This is a genomic window from Paraburkholderia fungorum, from assembly GCF_902833645.1.
Classification (GTDB): domain Bacteria; phylum Pseudomonadota; class Gammaproteobacteria; order Burkholderiales; family Burkholderiaceae; genus Paraburkholderia; species Paraburkholderia fungorum.
Genome location: NZ_CADFGE010000006.1, coordinates 152040 through 170662, shown reverse-complemented (window position 1 = coordinate 170662; position 18623 = coordinate 152040). Strand labels below are relative to the sequence as shown.

General features: G+C 63.6%; 17 protein-coding genes. 8 read left to right on the top strand and 9 right to left on the bottom strand.

The window, feature by feature from the left end:
* Positions 1 to 482: 482 nt before the first annotated feature.
* Both HWX91_RS19960 and HWX91_RS19955 read right to left on the bottom strand, forming a co-directional pair.
* Positions 483 to 1145, bottom strand: coding sequence for a flavin reductase family protein (locus HWX91_RS19960; RefSeq protein WP_244144108.1), 663 nt, complete (start codon positions 1143 to 1145; stop codon positions 483 to 485).
* Positions 1145 to 1678, bottom strand: coding sequence for a GNAT family N-acetyltransferase (locus HWX91_RS19955; RefSeq protein WP_028198156.1), 534 nt, complete (start codon positions 1676 to 1678; stop codon positions 1145 to 1147). Before HWX91_RS19955 ends, HWX91_RS19960 begins: the two co-directional genes overlap by 1 nt.
* A gap of 263 nt (positions 1679 to 1941) precedes the next feature.
* Between HWX91_RS19955 and HWX91_RS19950 the strand changes: the two genes are divergently transcribed.
* From HWX91_RS19950 to HWX91_RS19930, 5 genes are read left to right on the top strand one after another with little or no spacing between them, the layout of a single operon-like run.
* The gene (locus HWX91_RS19950) at positions 1942 to 2193 is read left to right on the top strand and encodes an acyl carrier protein (protein ID WP_028198155.1); all 252 of its coding nucleotides are present in this window, start codon (positions 1942 to 1944) and stop codon (positions 2191 to 2193) included.
* The gene (locus HWX91_RS19945; protein WP_028198154.1) at positions 2190 to 3488 is read left to right on the top strand and encodes an acyl-CoA dehydrogenase family protein; all 1299 of its coding nucleotides are present in this window, start codon (positions 2190 to 2192) and stop codon (positions 3486 to 3488) included. The genes HWX91_RS19950 and HWX91_RS19945 overlap by 4 nt, the downstream gene beginning before the upstream one ends.
* Before the next feature lies 1 nt (position 3489).
* Positions 3490 to 4563 (top strand): amino acid--[acyl-carrier-protein] ligase, encoded by a 1074-nt coding sequence (locus HWX91_RS19940; protein ID WP_028198153.1) that lies wholly within the window; start codon positions 3490 to 3492, stop codon positions 4561 to 4563.
* Positions 4560 to 5639, top strand: coding sequence for a DUF1839 family protein (locus HWX91_RS19935; protein ID WP_028198152.1), 1080 nt, complete (start codon positions 4560 to 4562; stop codon positions 5637 to 5639). Before HWX91_RS19940 ends, HWX91_RS19935 begins: the two co-directional genes overlap by 4 nt.
* The gene (locus HWX91_RS19930; protein ID WP_052660780.1) at positions 5636 to 8179 is read left to right on the top strand and encodes a glycosyl hydrolase 2 galactose-binding domain-containing protein; all 2544 of its coding nucleotides are present in this window, start codon (positions 5636 to 5638) and stop codon (positions 8177 to 8179) included. Before HWX91_RS19935 ends, HWX91_RS19930 begins: the two co-directional genes overlap by 4 nt.
* A gap of 165 nt (positions 8180 to 8344) precedes the next feature.
* Here the strand turns inward: HWX91_RS19930 and HWX91_RS19925 are convergent, their stop codons facing one another.
* Positions 8345 to 8587 carry a hypothetical protein gene (locus HWX91_RS19925; protein ID WP_127837927.1) on the bottom strand — a complete coding sequence of 81 codons (243 nt, stop codon included), beginning with the start codon at positions 8585 to 8587 and terminating at the stop codon, positions 8345 to 8347.
* 220 nt (positions 8588 to 8807) lie between these two features.
* Here HWX91_RS19925 and HWX91_RS19920 point away from each other — a divergent pair, with 220 nt between their 5' ends.
* From HWX91_RS19920 to HWX91_RS19910, 3 genes are read left to right on the top strand one after another with little or no spacing between them, the layout of a single operon-like run.
* Complete coding sequence (locus tag HWX91_RS19920; protein ID WP_028198151.1) at positions 8808 to 9542, top strand: Crp/Fnr family transcriptional regulator; 735 nt, start codon at positions 8808 to 8810, stop codon at positions 9540 to 9542.
* Between the two features lie 44 nt (positions 9543 to 9586).
* Positions 9587 to 10990, top strand: a complete 1404-nt coding sequence (locus HWX91_RS19915; RefSeq protein WP_028198150.1) for an undecaprenyl-phosphate glucose phosphotransferase — start codon at positions 9587 to 9589, stop codon at positions 10988 to 10990.
* A 5-nt stretch (positions 10991 to 10995) separates the two neighbouring features.
* Positions 10996 to 11946, top strand: a complete 951-nt coding sequence (locus HWX91_RS19910; protein ID WP_028198149.1) for a glycosyltransferase family 2 protein — start codon at positions 10996 to 10998, stop codon at positions 11944 to 11946.
* A 44-nt stretch (positions 11947 to 11990) separates the two neighbouring features.
* Here the strand turns inward: HWX91_RS19910 and HWX91_RS19905 are convergent, their stop codons facing one another.
* The 6 genes from HWX91_RS19905 to rnr form a co-directional block, all read right to left on the bottom strand.
* Positions 11991 to 12413: a helix-turn-helix domain-containing protein gene (locus HWX91_RS19905; RefSeq protein WP_028198148.1), complete on the bottom strand. Its 423-nt coding sequence runs from the start codon at positions 12411 to 12413 to the stop codon at positions 11991 to 11993.
* Positions 12410 to 12640: a type II toxin-antitoxin system HigB family toxin gene (locus HWX91_RS19900; RefSeq protein WP_244144107.1), complete on the bottom strand. Its 231-nt coding sequence runs from the start codon at positions 12638 to 12640 to the stop codon at positions 12410 to 12412. Before HWX91_RS19900 ends, HWX91_RS19905 begins: the two co-directional genes overlap by 4 nt.
* Before the next feature lie 89 nt (positions 12641 to 12729).
* Complete coding sequence (locus tag HWX91_RS19895) at positions 12730 to 13914, bottom strand: glycosyltransferase (RefSeq protein WP_028198146.1); 1185 nt, start codon at positions 13912 to 13914, stop codon at positions 12730 to 12732.
* Positions 13915 to 14151: 237 nt separating this feature from the next.
* On the bottom strand, positions 14152 to 14847 hold the full coding sequence (gene rpiA / locus HWX91_RS19890) for a ribose-5-phosphate isomerase RpiA (RefSeq protein WP_028198145.1): 696 nt from the start codon (positions 14845 to 14847) through the stop codon (positions 14152 to 14154).
* Between the two features lie 76 nt (positions 14848 to 14923).
* Entirely contained in the window at positions 14924 to 15667 is a 744-nt protein-coding gene (gene rlmB / locus HWX91_RS19885) for a 23S rRNA (guanosine(2251)-2'-O)-methyltransferase RlmB (RefSeq protein ID WP_028198144.1), read from the bottom strand.
* A gap of 182 nt (positions 15668 to 15849) precedes the next feature.
* The gene (gene rnr / locus HWX91_RS19880; RefSeq protein ID WP_030102819.1) at positions 15850 to 18366 is read right to left on the bottom strand and encodes a ribonuclease R; all 2517 of its coding nucleotides are present in this window, start codon (positions 18364 to 18366) and stop codon (positions 15850 to 15852) included.
* Between the last annotated feature and the right edge of the window lie 257 nt (positions 18367 to 18623).

The following is an 18623-nucleotide window of genomic DNA, read 5'->3' as shown; positions in this document are numbered from 1 at the left end:
CCCTCTCTCCCCGAAGCGGTGTTTGCCCCCGCGTAGCCCTGTTGATCAACCGGCCCTGGCGTGTCGTTGTATCGATGCGTAATGGTTCTTTTACGATACGTTGCTAGCATCAAAACGGTTACGCCAGTTGGGAAACCTCCTGAGAGGGTTATCCCTCTGAAGAATTGTTTCGTCCTTGTAACGCCGCATGTTTTGACGGGCCATAAGCTTGCGTCTCAAGCGTGCCTGCGTTGGAAAATTTGCATAGTGCGAAGACGCACGTAATGGACCGAATTGTCTGATCGTCATACTTTGAACGGACCCGGACAGGTACAGAAAACCGGGCCGGACGGGACCGCCGGTCAGACGCCGAATATCGTCGGCCATGGAACGCAATGAACGAGGGCGAATTGAAAGGAAGCGCGCCGAACACGCCGCTACAGCAACCAGGCGCGGGGAGCGATGCGGTGGCCGGCATGACACGCGGCGAGGCGGGCGGAGTCTCAAAGCGGTGTCGCCATCGACGCATAGCGCCCGCCAAAGAAGATCAGCGGTGCATGTTCGTCGAGCGAGAACACCAGCACCTCGCCGACAAAGAGCGTGTGATCGCCGCACGGATGCCGGTCCACCACGCGCGCCGCGAAACGGGCTGCCGCGTGTTCAAGCAGCACCACCTCCGGCAAGCCTTCCACCTGGGCAAAGCGCGGCGCAAACCGGCTCTGCGGTTCGCCGGAGAAGTGCCGGCTGTGACGCTCCTGCGCATCGGACAGCACGCTCACGCCGAACATCGCGCTGTTCATCAAACGCTCGTGCATGCGGGCGCGGTGCCCGACCGATACGACGATCAACGGCGGCCTGAGCGACCCGGACATGAAGGCGTTGGCGGTCATCGCATGCATGCCGTCGCCGCTGCCGGCCGAAATCACCACGACGCCGGTTGCAAACCGCCCTAGCGCATGACGAAAACGGCGCTCGTCGAAGCTCGACACGTTCTGGTCCGCCGCGCCCGAAGCGCCCGCGTTTGCGCATGCCGGGTCCGCACACGGCACCCTCTCCTCATCAGGATTCCTGTATATATCGAAGCCTTCCGCCGAACCTCGCGATTGCGGGGTTTGTGGCGCCATGCGTCCCATCTGCGTGGAAGGCGCGCTCAGCACGCGCGCCATTACAGGAGCTCGAACGTGTTGACGAACGCCGCGCCGTCGCGCTCGCGGCGCCGCGTGGCAAAGAGCGGCTGCTTGCCGCGCAACTGGCGCGTCAGACCGATGAACGGCACGCCGTGATCGAGATACGGCCCCTCCGTCTTGCGAAAGCCGAATTGCTCGTAGAAACCGCGCAGCCCGACTGGCGCGCTCACACGCGCGGCGTGTCCCGGCCAGCGCTCGGCGATCGCCTGCAGCACCCGTTCGAGCAATAGTTCCGCGGTGCCGTCGCCGCGCCGCAGCGGGCTTGTCAGCACCTTGTCGATGGTGATTTCGGGATCTTCGGCGTCGCCGGGTTGCAAGCGTGCATAGGCCAGAATCGGCATGGGCCGTGCCATATCCTCGACCGCGAAGATGTGCAGCGCGCTTTCGTCGCGGCCATCGGCATCCAGACAGACATGCGACTGCTCGACCACGAAGACCGCGCTGCGTGCCCGCAGGATCAGATACAACTCGCGTGCGGATAACTGCTCGAAATCCAGCGTTTTCCAGTTCATCACTTTCCCCAGCGGTAAATACGTTCAGCGAGGACGGCATCACGCGCCGCCCCCGACGGCCTGACCCGACACGCCGGCCTGTAGTTGCCTGTACTCAGGCCTACACGGTACGTCCGCGAAACACGCGTTTCCGTGCGGCATCGCACTGACGCTGGGCTTTGCCGATCCTTAAATACGAAACGTCGGGACCAGAACGGCGACATCCGTTCGTTTCACGTCAGCACCGTTCGAAAGACTGCTCACCTACAAGGGGACACCCCAAGATGAAAACAGCACTGCGCCGCATCCTTTCCGAATCAGCCCGTCTCGACGTCTCGCCAGACACCCTGGCCGATGACGCCGATCTCTACGCCGCAGGTCTGTCCTCGCTCGCGACCGTGCATCTGATGCTGGCTATCGAAGATGAATTCGGCATTGAAATCCCAGACCGGATGCTGACGCGCCGGTTGTTCTCAAGCATCGATTCGATGGCCGCCGCGATCACCGAGCTGCAACAGGCGCAGGCGGCAGCATGAACGCCCCGCTGCCGGACACACCCACGGTGACGGCGCCACTCGCGCAGTCCGCCGCGGTGCAACCCGCCGCTGCGGGTGTCGTGCTGAGCGCGGTGGAAACCGAGCCTGGCTGGCGCGCCGCGGCGCAGCGCTGCGCCGCCGTGGCCGCGCAGTTCGCCGATGCGGTGGATCGCGAAGCGCGCTTTCCCCATGAAGCTTTCGAGGCGCTCAAACGCGAACGTCTTTTATCGGCGATGGTGCCGGCCACGTTCGGCGGCGCCGGACTTTCGCTCGCGGATGTCGGCGCGATCTGCGAAATACTCGCGCAGGGATGTGCCTCCACTGCGATGGTGTATGCGATGCATCAGATCCAGGTCGCCTGCATCGAGGCGCACGGCAGCGAGTCGGCGTGGCAACGGCAGTTGCTCGCGCAACTGGCGGAACATCAATGGCTGCTGGCTTCGGCTACGTCTGAAGAAACCATCGGCGGCAATATGCGCACCAGCGCCTGCTCGGTCGAGCTCGACGGAGAGCCCGGCCAGCAGCGCTTTCGCGTTGAAAAACTGGCGCCGACGATCTCGTACGGCGCCCACGCCGACGGCATTCTGGTCACCGCCCGGCGCACCGCCGAATCGGCCGCGGCCGACCAGGTGCTGATCGTCGCGTTACGCGCAGAAACACAACTGGAAAAGCGCGGCGGCTGGGATTCGATGGGCATGCGCGGTACTTGCAGCGAGGGCTTCCGGCTCGTCGCCACGGGGCTCGCCGAGCAGATCCTGCCCACCCCCTTCGCCGATATCGCCGATCAGACCATGCTGCCGGTCTCGCACACGCTGTGGGCCTCGGTATGGACCGGCGTGGCCAGCGACGCGGTGAATCGCGCGAAAGCTTTCTTCCGCGCCCAGGCCCGCGCGAAACCGGGCTCGATCCCACCGGCCGGTTTGCGCCTCGCCGAAGCGGTCGGCCTGCTGCAGATGATGCAGGCACGCCTGTCGGTTGCCTTCGACGCGGCGCGAGCCGCCCATCACGCGCGGCATGGCGGCTGCCAGGCCGATGCGCCGCTTTCGGCGATGCTCGGCTTCGCCTCCGACATGAACACGCTGAAGACCAGCGTTTCGAACACCGCCCTGCAGGTCGTTCAGGAAGTGCTGATGATCTGCGGCATGGCGGGCTACAAGAACGGCACGGAATACAGCGTGGGGCGGCATTTGCGCGACCTCTACTCCGCACCGCTAATGATCAACAACGACCGTATCGCGCAGAATACGGCGAGCCTGCTGCTCGCGCAACGTCCTGCCGCTCCGGGGAGAGCCTGACATGAACACGATGACCGACACCGCAGCGCTGGCGGTTGAGACGGCCGCTGCCGCCCGGCAACCCGCGGCGCCGACTTTCCGCGACGAATTGCTGGCCGCCGGCCTGTTGATCGATACCGGCGAAAACGGCCTGTACGGCCGCAGCCAGATTTTCGAGGACGTGGTGGAGCGCCTGAACGTGGCAATCACGCATCTCGGCGCCGACCAGCAGCCGGAGGTACTGCGCTTTCCGCCCGCCATGCGCCGCACCGATTTCGAGGACAGCGAATATCTGAAGAGCTTTCCCAACCTCGCCGGCACGATCCATTCGTTCTGCGGCAACGACATGGGGCATCAGCGCCTGCTGCGCGCGCTCGATAAGGCCATGGACGAGCGCGACGACGAGCGCAGCGAAGAATGGATGGAACAACAGCAACCGACCCGCGTGGTACTCACGCCGGCCGCCTGCTATCCGATCTATCCGGTCATGGCGCGGCGCGGCCCGCTGCCTGCCGGGGGCCGCACCATCGACGTGCTGTCGTATTGCTTCCGCCACGAACCGTCGCTCGATCCGGGTCGCATGCAGATGTTCCGGCAACGCGAATACGTGCGTCTGGGCAACGCCGAACAGGTGATGGCATTCCGGCAGATGTGGATCGAACGCGGTTCGCTGCTGATTACGCTGCTGCAACTGCCGGTCGACGTGGATCTCGCCAACGACCCGTTCTTCGGCCGCGGCGGCAAGATCGTCGCCGATAGCCAGCGCGCCCAGGCGCTCAAGTTCGAACTGCTGATTCCGGTGGCGAACGCCGACAGCAAGACCGCGTGCCTCTCGTTCAACTATCACATGGACCACTTCGGCGCGATCTGGAAGATCGCCTGCGAAGACGGTACGGTCGCGCACACCGGTTGCGTCGGCTTCGGCATGGAGCGCATCACGCTCGCCCTGTTCCGTCACCACGGGCTCGACGTCACCGCATGGCCGGACGACGTGCGCGCGCTGCTATGGGGAGACACCGAGGCGCGCGTCGCGCAAGGCATGCAAGCCATGCAGGCGGCCTCCACGGCGTCGCACGATGCCGGAGAGCGCGTATGAATCCATCCCCGGTCCCTACGCCAAAGGAAGGTCAGGCGGCCTTCCCAATGTCCCGCCGGCTCGATCTGCCGCCTCTCGGCGGCACGGCCGCACCCACAGCATCCACAGCGGCCGCGGCTCCGTTGCGGCAGCACGCCCCGCACGCGCTGCATCAAGGCGAGCGGGTGTGGCAGGAGACCAACTGCTACGTCGATCTGTGGATCGAATTGCTGCACGGCTTCGGGCTCGATCCGCGCGCGGCATTCGGCTTTACGGTCACGCAGGACTTCGAGGGCGATCAGTTCACCTTCTTCAAATTCCCGCTCGACGACCTCGAGCGCCTATATGGCACCCAGGTGCAGGAACTGGCGATCTACGACTCCCTCGAAGCCCGCGTGCACGCGCAGACGCTGCGCGGCCATACGGTGCTGGTGGAAGTGGACGGTTATTACCTGCCTAATACACGAGCCACGTCGTATCGGCGCGAGCATCCGAAAACCACGATCGGGATCGACTTCATCGATCCCGCGGCACGGCGCCTCGGCTATTTCCACAATACCGGCTATCACCTGCTCGACGGCGAAGACTACGACGGCGTATTTCGCAAGCTGCCACAGTTCGCGCAGCAAGCGGATCTGCTGTTTCCGTATGTCGAATTCGCCAAGCAGGTTCGACCCGCGCTGGAAGGCACCGCCCTTGTCGAAGCATCGGCGGAATTGCTGTGCGCCCATCTGGCGCGGCGGCCGCTGGTCAATCCGATCTCGCAGTGGCGCGAGGCCTTTCCCGCGCATCTCGACATGCTGCTCGAACGCGGCGAGGCGTTCTTCCATCCCTATTCATTCAACCTGATGCGGCAGCTCGGCGCGAACTTCGAGTTTCTCTCGAAGTATCTGACGTGGCTGGCCGCGCAAGGCTTCGATGTGCCGGAGTCGATCCCGGCAGCGGCGCAGCGGATCGCGTCGGAGTCGATGGTGATGCAGTTCCGGCTTGTGCGGGCCATCGCGCGTAGGCGTCGCGATTCGTGTGAAGACTGCTTCGACGTGCTCGAAAGCGCCTATGAAAAGACGCTGCCCCCGCTCGCCGCACTCGTGCTGTGACGAGTCCGGACCTCTGGCCGCAACCACTCGACACAGGCTGGCAGTGTGTCAGCACGCCGGCCGGTGCATGTGCATCACCCGCTGATTTGCCCACGCAGGGCTGGCTCGCCGCGCAAGTGCCCGGCACGGTGGCGAGCGCGCGCCGTGCCGCCGGTTTGCTGGACATCGCGAATCCGCCGCCGCTTGCTTTCGACGATCACTGGTACCGGCTCACGCTGACCGGCACGGGCACACGCCGCCTGCGTTTCTCGGGCCTCGCCTCGCTCGCCGAAGTCTGGCTCGACGGCAGCAGGCGCCTCGACTCCGATTCGATGTTTATCGCGCACGATCTCGAGATCGAACTGCACGGCAGCGCGACACTCGCATTGTGCTTTCGCTCGCTGACGCCGGCGCTCGCGGCCAAACGTTCGCGCGCCCGCTGGCGGCCGCGGCTCGTCACGCCGCCCACCTTGCGCAACGTGCGCACCACCCTGCTCGGCCACATGCCCGGATGGTGTCCGGCGGTGCAGGCAGTCGGTCCATGGCGGCCCATTGAAATCCTGAGCGACGCGCCGCACGCATTCGACACACTCGATCTGAGCAGCCGCATCGAAGACGGCGACGGCGTTGTATCGCTCACGTTACGTTTCGTGCATCCGCATGACGCCGACGCGTGCACTGCCTCGTTGAATTGCGGTGACCATGTTTCGTCTTTGCAATGGAGCGATGCATATACACTGACCGGCAGCGTGCGCGTACCGCGTGCCAAACGCTGGTGGCCACACACGCACGGCGAAGCGACTCTATATCCTCTGACGTTGCAGCTTGATGACGAGCGCGCGATATCCGGCTCGATCAGCCACACCATACCCGGATCGATATCCCACTCACTGGGATCGATCGGTTTTCGCAGCATCGACGTCGATCGCGGCGCGCAGGGTACAGGCTTTGTATTGCGCGTCAATGACATGCCGGTGTTTTGCCGGGGAGCCTGCTGGACCAGCGCCGATCTCGTTACGCTGAGCGGCAGCGAGGCGCAGCTGCGCCATGCGTTCGCACTCGCGCGCGATGCCGGGATGAACATGCTGCGGGTCGGCGGCACGATGGTGTACGAGTCCGATCTCTTCTACGCGCTTGCCGACGAGTATGGGCTGCTGATCTGGCAAGACTTCGCGCTGGCGAATTTCGACTACCCGAACGACGCCGCCTTCAGCGCGTCCATCGAACGCGAAGCGACGCAATTTCTGACCCGCACACGGCGCTTCGCGTCGCTTGCGGTGCTGTGCGGGGGCAGTGAAGTCGACCAGCAGGCGGCCATGTTCGGCCTGCCCGATTCGATGCGTGCGCAACCACTTTTTACCGAACAGCTACCCGCCATCGTGGCGCGCGAGCGGTCGGATGTACCGTATGTCAGCAATTCGCCCTCGGGCGGTGCGTGGCCGTTTTCCACTAATGAAGGCATTACGCACTACTACGGCGTGGGCGCCTATCAACGCCCGCTCGACGACGCACGCCGCTCGCAGGTCCGTTTCGCCGCCGAATGTCTCGCCTTCGCCAACGTGCCGGACGACGCCACCTTGCGCGACGCGCTGGGCACGATCCACCCGCACGATCCGCGCTGGAAAGCGGCCGTACCGCGCGACCCCGGCGCCGGCTGGGATTTCGACGACGTACGCGACCATTATCTTCAGACGCTTTACGGTGTCGAGCCGGCGCGCTTGCGTTACGAAGACCCCGAACGCTATCTGGATCTGTCGCGCGCCGTGGTCGCCGAGTTGATGAGCGACGTGTTCGTCGAATGGCGGCGCACCGGTTCGAGCTGCGGCGGCGCGTTGGTCTGGCAGCTTCAGGATCTGCGAGCCGGCGCGGGCTGGGGCTTGATCGACGCCACAGGACGGCCTAAAAGCGCCCTGCACGGGCTCGCGCGGGCGCTGCAACCCATCCAGCTGCTGCTGACCGACGAGGGTCTCAACGGCCTCGATATTCATCTGCTGAACGAGCGCGCGGAGCCACTGCTCGCGCAACTGGAACTGGCCTGCCTGCGCGACGGCAGCGTCAAGGTGGTCTCGGCCAGCCGCACGGTCGAACTGCCGCCGCACAGCTCGCAGCGAATCGGCGCGGGGGAATGCCTCGGCCAGTTCTTCGATTTCACGCACGCCTACCGTTTTGGGCCGCGCGCCCACGACGTAACGATTGCGACACTGCGCGACACGGCAAGCGGCCGGATCGTTTCAGAAGCGATTCATCTGCCGGAACGGCGCGCGGACGTTCGTCACGACCTGGGCCTGACGGTACGCCCCGAGCGCACCGCCGACGGCTGGCAACTGGTCATTGAAGCGCAGCGCTTTGCGCGCTTCGTTCATATCATTGACGCGAATTACCGCGCCGCGCAGGACTGGTTTTATCTACCGCCGAACCGTGCTCACACCGTGCCGCTCCTGCCCGTCGAGAAACTGGTTGCACACGCATCGAACGCGATGTTTAAAGCAGACGCAACATGCGCGGCACCCGCCGGTGAAGTTCGCGCGATCAATGCGATATCCGCCACCTTCTACGGTTGAATGTCGTCCCTGCACTAGCTATCACCTCGCGAAGCGCGTAAAACCTCGCGCTGCGCGAATTTATCTGTCTGGTCAGCGGAATCACAACGGGTTGATCTACGGATTTCCGGCCTCGGGAAAGACACTTCGTACTACTCCGCACGCAGCGTATAGAACACATCTGAATCAATTCCGACACACCCCGGACGGCCCCCAGAAACGCACCTGCAAAGGCGATTGCGGCGCCACGATACCTGCGGCAAAGCGCTGCTCATCAACCGCTAACTCAATCCGATCAATGACTTGGCTCGAATAAAAATACCTTTCGACGGAACCGCCCGTTAAATCGGCGTTGTGCAGAATTGAAACAAAAAACCGCATTTGGCTTCGCGCACCGCTAAGACTTTTTTCGCTGCGCCGCACCAGCACTGGTTTTCCCTACGCTTGGCACACTCCTCGCTAAAGGAGAAGCGCAGCACTGTCACCGCAACGTGATTCACAAGAATGGCGGTGACGCGTCAGGCCAATACGGGGCCGTTCCTGTTTATCCCTTCGCTGCTCGCCAGGCAGCACGTAGTCAATTCAGGGATGCAGGCATCGGATCAAAGACACGAAACCACGCAGCGCGTGGCTTCAGCGAGGACCGATCATGTTGACACTTCAATCAGATCTGCACGGTAACCATTTGCTCGGCGCGTTGCCGTCCCACGAATGGCAAGCGCTTGCCCCTCATCTCGAACTGGTTCATCTGCGTACCGAACAACTGCTGTGCGATTCAGGTCAACGCATCCATCACGTCTACTTTCCGACCACCGCAATCATCTCGATGCTCTCGACGATGGAAGACGGCAGCTCGGTCGAAATCGCCGCGGTCGGCCGCGAAGGCATGACCGGCGTGCCGGTGCTCACCGGCGGCGAAACCATGCCGAACCGCGTGCAGGTGCAATGCGCCGGCTTCGCCTACCGGATGAGCGCGCAGGCCCTCAAGCAGCAATTCGCACGCTCCGATTTCCTGCGCCGCCTGATGCTGCTGTATATGCACGCCCTGCTCACGCAAGTTGCGCAGACCGCGGCCTGCAATCGCCACCACGCGTTGAACAAGCAATTGTGCCGCTGGTTGCTGATCGAAGTGGATCGCGTGGCATCGAACGACCTGACGGTCACCCAGCAACTGATCGCCGACATGCTCGGCGTGCGCCGCGAAGGCATCACCGAAGCGGCCGGCAAGTTGCACGACGAAGGGCTGATTCATCACAGCCGCGGTCATATCAAGATACTCGACCGCAAGGGTCTCGAGGCGCGCGCCTGCGAATGCTACGGCCTCGTCAAACGCGAATTCGACCGTCTGCTGCCACGCCTGCGCCAGGCCGAAACCGTCGAGTAAGCAGCCCCCCAAGGCTGCATCGTTCGATCACAGGGTAGATCACTATGTTCAGGAATACTGCGCGATTTCTCGACGCACTCTTCGTGATTGCGGGCGGGCTGATCGCTCATTGGTTGCGTTTTTCGACGCCGATTGCGTTATCGGACACGGAGCGCCTCCTGATCGCCTTTAACTGTGTGCTCGTCTTGCTGATGTTTCCCGGCTTCGGCGTCTACGAACCGTGGCGCGGCAAGGCGCTGCCTGCGATGCTGCTGAGAGTGGCCGCCGCGTGGCTGGTGGTGGTCGCCACCGCTCTGGTGCTGGCGTTCACCTTGCACCGCATGGATGCGGTTTCGCGGCTGTGGTTCGGTTACTCGACGCTGATCTCCGGCGCGCTGATCATCCTCACCAAGTGTCTCGTGCATGTAGCGTTGCGCAGCGTGCGCCGACGGGGGATGAACTTCCGCACGGTCGCGATCGTCGGGGCGCCCGGCTTCTCGCGTACCTTGCTCGCGCACCTCGACCATGCGCCGCAAGCCGGCTTCAAACCGGTCTGCATGTTCGACACCAGCGCCAGCAGCGACACCGGCATCCACCCGGCCGGCACGCGCGGCGGGCGGCTGAATCGCCTGCCGGTGCTGACCGACCTGAATGCGTTCGCCACCAGGGTGCGCGAAGAGCGCGTGAACGAAGTGTGGCTCGCCTTACCGCTTTCGGAAGAACATACGATCTATCGTTTCACGCGCATTTTCAGGCATGATTTCGTGAACCTGCGCTTCATTCCCGATGTACGCAGCCTCTCGCTTTTCAATCACGCGCTGGTCGATGTCGTCGGCTTACCGACGCTCAATCTGAGCGCGACACCCGTCTCGTCGCCGCAGATGTGGCCCAAACTGATCTTCGACCGCCTGTTCGCGGCAGCCGCGCTGCTGGCGCTCGCGCCGGTGTTCTTCGTGCTCGCGATCGGCATCAAGCTGAGCTCGCCGGGGCCGGTGTTCTTCCGGCAGATCCGCAAGGGGGTGGACGGCCAGCCGTTTGCGATCTACAAGTTCCGTTCGATGACCGTGCACCACGAAGCCCACGGCCAGCTCACGCAGGCCACGCGCAACGACACCCGTGTGACGAAGCTCGGCGGCTTCATGCGTCGCACCAGTCTCGACGAACTGCCGCAATTTCTGAATGTGCTGCTCGGCCAGATGTCGGTGGTCGGTCCACGTCCCCATGCGGTGGAACACGACGATCTCTACAAGGATCAGGTGTACGGCTATATGCACCGCTACCGGATCAAGCCGGGCATTACCGGCTGGGCCCAGGTGAACGGCTATCGCGGCGCCACCACCAAAGTCGAGAAGATGGAGGCGCGCGTCAAGTTCGACCTCTTCTACATCCATAACTGGTCGTTCTGGTTCGACATGAAAATCGTGTTCATCACGATCTTCAAAGGTTTCGTCGGCCGCAATGCCTTCTGAGCACGCTGCCGCGGGAGCCGTGCGTGAAAGTCTCCGTGATCGTGCCGACCTACCGGCGCACCGCCGACCTCGCACGCTGCCTCGCGGCACTTGACGCCCAGGAGCGCCGCGCCGACGAAGTGATCGTGATCGCGCGCCATAACGACTACGCAACGCTCGACTGGCTGCGCACATGCGAAGTGAACCGGCCCGACCCGCGCCGCTGGATCATGCTGGTCCGCAAGCCGGGCGTGGTCGCGGCCTACAATCTCGGCATCGAAAGCGCTCTCGGCGACGTGCTCTGCTTCACCGGCGACGATGCCGCGCCGCATTCCGACTGGATCGCGCGAATCGCCCGGGCGTTCGAAAGCGACCCGGCGCTCGGCGGCCTGGGCGGACGCGATATCGTGCATGGGTGCAATGGCATTGCGCAGGGACGGCAACCGCCGGTGGGCCTCGTGCGCTGGTATGGCCGGGCCATTGGAAATCACCATATCGGTTGCGGCGCGGCGCGCAAAGTCCAGGTGCTCAAGGGCGTCAACATGGCGTTTCGCCGCGACGCGATCGGCACGCTGCGCTTTGACAGGCGCTTGCGCGGCACCGGCGCGCAGGTTCACTGCGAGATGGCCTTCAGTCTGAAAATAGAACGGCGCGGCTGGACCCTGATTTACGACCCGTCGCTGCTAGTGGAGCACTTCCCCGCCCGCGCGTACCACGAAAGCCCGCGCCTCGCGTTTAACGACGCCGCCTTCTATAACGCGTCATTCAACCTCCGGCTCATCATGTGCGAATACCTGACGCCCCCCGGCCGTTGGGCGTTCATCGTGTATTCGACGCTGATCGGCGAGCGTGCCGATCCGGGGTTTCTGCGCGCCTTGTCGCAAGTATTCGAGGTTGGCGGCATGGCGCTCGCGCTTCGCAAATGGCGAGTCGGTTTGCGCGCGATGCGCGGAGCGTGGCGGGCGGCGATGCGCTAGACACGGTCACAGCGCTCAGCACGGGGCTGTGCGCTGCGGCGTGCTTATAGAAACGCGCTGACGTCAGTATGAAAACGCAGCGCCAGCGCCTTCGCCACCTTTTTGCTGATGGCGCGCCGGCCCGCGAGGATATCGCTCACCACCGTGGGTGATGCGATACCGATCAGATCCTTCTGCTTGAGTCCGTGCGTCTCCAGCAGATGCCGCAGCACCTCGCGCGGCTCCGCTTTCGGGATCGTCACGTTGCTCGCTTCCCAGTTTTCGATCAGATCGTTGACGATCGCAAACAGATCGGTTAGCGGATTTTCCCCGCTACCGTTCAGGTGATCGGCGAGTGCGCTGGCGAGCCGCGCCATCGTCTGATAATCCTGCTCATTACGAATAGGCGTGATCGGCAACTGGGCTTGCAGTGTGGCCCAGGTTTGAGCGATGTCGGGAAAGGTTCCCGGAAGGCGATCGGCATTCATGAATTTAAATTCTTCCTCGTCCAAAGGTCGGATTCCGCATGCGTCAACACATGACGAACGAACCACGACTGCCTGTTGTAGTGAATCGCCGCGATAATCCAGAACCGCTTGCCGCCCACCTCGAATACAGTGTCTGGCGGCGGCACGCAGTCCACGCCCGCGAGCGTTTTCTTCAGGTCGTTATAGCCATATGCGAGGCAAGCCTGCGCCAGCGCATACCACGTCAACAGCGCACTGCGCGCCCCCGGATGTTGCTTTATATAGAACAGCTATTTATTCGCTTCTGCGAGCATCTCCGGCCGCGCCCTGGCAGGCGCTAGCCTGGCCATGCGATATCCCGGGTTGCCAGATCGTGCTCGAGCCGCTCGCCCGCTATTCGCGTCCGCCCGCCCGATGTCGCGATCGTGCGGGTCACTTCGGCCATGAAGGCGCGGCGGAATACCGTCGTGGAAAACCGCTCTGCATTCGCGCGGCATGCCGCCGGCGTAATCCGCCCGCTGTGCCGCTCGAAGCGGTTAATCGCGCCGAGCAGCGACGCGACCGTCTGGCAGGCGAAGTACACGCCGGTAGGACGCATATCGCCGAGCGGCACCACGGTCTCGAGTGCTTCGCCCTTGCCGAATGCAATGACCGGCGTGCCGCACGCCTGCGCATCGAGCGCGACGGTGCCGAAGTCCTCTTCGGCGGCGAGAACGAAGGCGCGCGCGCGTTGCAGGTGATCTTCGACAACCTCGGACGGCTGCGCGCCGAGAATCGTCACGTTCGAACCGGCCTTGGTGCGAATCGCCCCCATCTCCGGCCCGTCTCCGATCACGACCAGCTTGCGGTGCGGTGTTGCGTTGAAGGTTTCGACGATCAGTTCGATGCGCTTGTCAGGCACCATCCGCGAGACGCTCAGGTAGAAGTCTTCCTTTTGCATGCGCGGTTCGAACCTGTGCACGTCGACCGGAGGCGGAATCACCGCTGCGTCGCGCCGGCAGGTTTTCATCACATGGCGCGCCACCAAACGCGAGCTTGCGATCAGACGATCGGCGCTGTTCGCCGAATGCGAATCCCATCCGCGCAGATAATGGAACCATGCCCGCACGATCCATGATTTCGGCCCGCGCGTCAGATTCGCTTCGCGCAGGTATTCATGTTGCAGATCCCACGCGTAGCGCATTGGCGAATGCACGTAGCTCACGTGTATCTGAGCGGGGCCTGTCAATATGCCCCTGGCAGCCAGCGGCGAACTCGAGACGATCAGGTCGTAATCCGAAAGATCGAACTGCCCGATCGCCAGCGGAATCAGCGGCAAATACGCGCGATGGCGCCGCCGTGCAAACGGCAGACTCTGAATGAACGACGTCGTAACGGGTTTGCCGCCCAGAAACCGGCGGTCTTCGAGAAAATCGACGAGACTAAAGAGATCAGCATCGGGAAAACACGCAATGATCTGCTCGAGCACCCTTTCAGCGCCGCCGGGCGCGACGAGCCAGTCGTGCACGATCGCCACTCTCATGATCTTCCCACCTGTAGATAAACGCCCAACGGCCATATCGACGAGTGTATGTGCCAGATCACCGACTGTGCGTGCGTATGCCCACATTCGACGCGCGACAGTCGGCGAATCGCCGCGCTTCGCGATTCGCTTATTGTGAACTGGGGGGATGCGCAAGGGAGGGAGAGCGAGCCCGCTGCGGCGGGCTCGCGTAAGACGATAAAACCGACGACAAAACGGCTGGCGGAAGCGCCGTGCTCAGTTCTTGTTGTAGTCGATCGTCTCGACGCCGGTGTCCGTGCCGAGCATGCACAGATTGGCGCCGCGGCCCGCGAACAGGCCCACCGTCACTACGCCCGGCCATGCATTGATGTGCATTTCCAGCGTGCGCGGGTCGCTGATGCGCAGACCCTTGACGTCGATGATCTCGTTGCCGTTATCGGTGATGAACGGCACGCCCTCTTTGGTCACGCGCACCACCGGCACGCCGCCGAGCGCCGTCACTCGGCGGCCGATCGCCGTGCGCGCCATCGGCACGACTTCGATCGGCAGCGGGAAGTTGCCGAGCGTGTCGACCAGCTTGCTCGCGTCGGCGATGCAAACGAATACATCCGACACCGAGGCGACGATCTTCTCGCGCGTCAGCGCGCCGCCGCCGCCCTTGATCATCGCGCCGCCGTGGTCGATCTCATCGGCGCCGTCCACATACACCGGCAGCGAATCGATTTCGTTGAGATCGAGCACCTTGAAACCGTGCGCTTGCAAACGCGCGGTGGTGGCGAGCGAGCTCGACACCGCGCCGCGATAACGGGTTTTGCTGGCGGCCAGCGCGTCGATGAAACAGTTCGCGGTGGAGCCGGTGCCGACGCCGATCACGGAGCCCTCCGGCACGTTGGCGTTCACATAGTCGGCGGCGGCCTGGCCGACCAGTTGCTTGAGTTCGTCTTGAGTCATGGGGAATGCTGGCGAGCGTAAAAAACGACAAGTTTACCGGAGTCGGGAGCGGTCGCCGGTTTTCGCTTATTGGCGCTTACTTCTTCACCGAACGCTGCCGCACGGCTTCGAACAGACACACGCCGCTCGCCACCGAAACATTCAGGCTTTCGACCGTACCCGCCATCGGAATCTGCATGACCACGTCGCAGGTATCGCGCGTGAGGCGCCGCATGCCCTCGCCTTCGGCGCCCATCACCAGCGCGACCGGACCGTCGAGCTCGGTCTCGTAGAGGCTCTTGGTGGCTTCGCCGGCAGTGCCGACCACCCACACCCCCGCGTCCTTCAACTCACGCAGCGCGCGCGCCAGATTCGTCACGGTGATGTACGGCACGGTGTCGGCTGCGCCACTCGCCACCTTTGCCGCGGTCGCGTTCAAACCCACCGCGCGGTCGCGCGGCGCGATCACCGCGTGCGCGCCGGCCGCATCGGCCACACGCAGGCAGGCGCCGAGATTGTGCGGATCGGTCACGCCGTCCAGCACCAGAATCAACGGCGAACCATTGATACCGTCGAGCAGTTCGGCCAGATTCTGCGCAAGCGGCATGTCGCCCGCACGCGCGACCACGCCCTGGTGACGCTCGGTATGCGCGAGCCCCCACAAACGCGTTTCGTCGGCAGCGATCAGACGCACACCGGCCTCTTTCGCCGCATGCAGGAATTCGGTCATGCGCCGGTCTTTGCGCGTAGCGTCGTAATAAACCTCTTCGACCGACGACGCGTCGTGCCGCATACGCGCGGTCACTGCGTGGAAACCGTATAGAACCTTGAGACGTGACATGACTGAAAACCTTTGATTGAGCGCGCCCTGGAATACGCGCTACGGTGATGAATACGAGTCTGCTTACTGCATTGCCGGCGTATCTGCTTCGATACCCGGATTGATTGCGATGAAACGAAGACCGCGCGCACCCGATACGTTGGCACGTACCCGATGCGCGCGGTTCAAGCCGCCAGGCGACTTCAGCGCTTCTTGCGGGCCTGCGGTTTCGAGGCCGCCTTGGCCGCCGCGCCGCCGTGCTTCTTCGCCGCGCCGCGTGCCGCGCGCGCTTCCTTGACGGCCGCGGTTTGTGCCGGCGCAGCCTTCTTGCGCCGGCCACCCGCGCCCGCCGCGGCGCCGCCTGCCCCGCCGTCCACCGGCGGCAACGAACGCACGCGCGCCCCGCCGCTTTCGCTTGAAGCTTTGTCGGCAAGCGCCGGTCGGCCCGTGGGCGGCTTGATCGGCGTATCGCGCACGAGGCGGAAGTCGATCTTGCGCGCGTCGAGATCGACGCGGCTCACCTGCACCCGCACGCGATCCGACAGGCGGTAGCGAATGCCGGTGCGCTCGCCGCGCAGCTCGTTCTTGATTTCGTCGTACTGGAAGTAGTCCGAGCCCAGTTCGGTAACGTGCACGAGGCCTTCGATGAAGAGCGAGTCGAGCTGCACAAAAATGCCGAACGACGTCACGCCGTTAACCATGCCGCCGTACTCTTCGCCGAGCTTGTCGCGCATGAAGTAGCACTTGAGCCAGGCTTCGACGTCGCGCGAGGCTTCGTCGGCGCGGCGCTCGTTGGCCGAGCAGTGCAGACCGAGCTCTTCCCAGATCGCCACGTTGTTGCCACGCTGGCGGCCGCGCTTTTCGTCGTCGGCCTGCTGCATCGCGCGGGCGCGCGGCGACAGCGCCGTATTCAACTCGACGCCCTGCGGCGGCTCCGGCTGATACTTGCGGCCTTGCAGAATCGCGTAGATCGCGCGGTGCGTAAGCAGGTCGGGATAGCGGCGGATCGGACTCGTGAAGTGCGCATACGCCTCGTATGCGAGACCGAAGTGGCCGATGTTGTCCGGACTATAGACGGCCTGTTGCATCGAGCGCAGCAGCATGGTCTGCAGCATCTGCGCGTCCGGCCGATCGCGGATCTGCGCCATCAGCGCGGCGTAGTCGCTGGCGTGCGGCTTGTCGCCGCCGGCCAGCGTAAGGCCCATGCCGCGCAGGAAGGTACGCAGATTCTCGAGCTTCTCGGCAGTCGGCCCCGCGTGCACGCGGAACAGCCCCGGGTGCTTGTTGCGCTTGAGGAAGTCGGCCGCGCAGACATTCGCGGCCAGCATGCATTCCTCAATCAGCTTGTGTGCGTCGTTGCGGGTGCGCGGAATGATCTGTTCGATCTTGCCCTGCGCATTGCAGACGATGTACGTCTCGGTCGTATCGAAGTCGATCGCACCGCGCTTCTGGCGCGCGGCGAACAGCGACTTGTAGACGCCGTACAGATTCTGCAGTTGCGGCAGCAACGCCGCGCGGCGCGCCGCCTCCGGGCCCTTGGTGTTCTTGAGCACCGCCGCCACTTCCGTGTAGGTCAGGCGCGCGGCCGAGTTGATGACGCCCGGATAGAACTGATACGCCTTCACTTCGCCACGGGTGGTGACGATCATGTCGCACACCAGCACGCAACGATCGACGTGCGGATTCAGCGAACACAGTCCGTTCGACAGCTTTTCCGGCAGCATGGGAATCACGCGGCGCGGGAAGTACACCGAGGTGCTGCGCTCGAGCGCATCGGCGTCGAGCCCGCTCTGCGGATGCACATAGTGCGAGACGTCCGCGATCGCGACGATCAGGCGGAAGCCTTCGCCGCGGCCGACCTGAACCGGTTCGCAGTAGACCGCGTCGTCGAAGTCGCGGGCATCTTCACCGTCGATCGTGACGAGCGGCACATCGCGCAGATCGATGCGATGACGCGCGTCGGCCGGGCGTACTTCGTCCGGAAGCTTGGCGGCTTCGTCGAGCGCGGCCTGGCTGAATTCATGCGGCACACCGTACTTGCGCACCGCGATTTCGATTTCCATGCCGGGGTCGTCGATATCGCCGAGCACTTCCACCACGCGGCCGAGCGGCTGCGAATGACGGCTCGGGAAATCGGTCAGTTCGACCACCACCACCTGGCCGACCTTGGCCTTCTTGGTGTTCTGCGCGATCAGGATATCGTGACCGATGCGCTTGTCTTCGGGCGCCACGATCAATGCGCCGTTCTCGTTGAGCAGCCGGCCGATCACCCGCTTGTTGGCGCGATCAGTGACTTCGACGATGTGCCCTTCCGGCCTGCCGCGGCGGTCGTAGCCGACGATGCGCGCCAGCACGCGATCGTTGTGCATGACCTTCTGCATCTCGCCGGTGGGCAGGAACAGGTCGTCCTGGCCGTCGTCGCGAATGAGAAAACCGTAGCCGTCGCGATGGCCCTGTACGCGGCCCGCGACAAAGTTGGACGGATGGGTCAGCTGGTAGAGATTGCGCTGATCGAGCCGGATCTGGCCGTCGCGCTCCATGGCGCCCAGCCGCTTGAAAAATCCTTCGCGCTCCTGGCGCTTGATCGACAGGGCTTCGGCGATGTCGTTCGCGGCAAGCGGCGCTTCACTCGTGCGCAGGACGCCCAGGATTTCTTCGCGGCTTGGGATCGGATACGGGAATTTGCTCAAGGGCTTATCGATGATTTTTTCTCGTTGCATGGACGTCGGTCGGCGATGTGGCTCGGCTTAAGAAGCGTTTGGGTTGCGCTTAAGTTGCACTTGCGATTGCACTGAAAGGGCTGCTCGGGTCCGGCTCGTTCAAATCTGAGTCCGACGGGCGTGTGCACCGTGCCAACGAACTACTGCGAGGCATTCTAACACCCGTCTCGCGCGCCAAGCGGCCCGTCGAGAATCGCTGTGAGCCGCCTGCAGACTCGCCGCGGCAATGTTTAAGCGACTTTTGAGAAAGGCTTGAC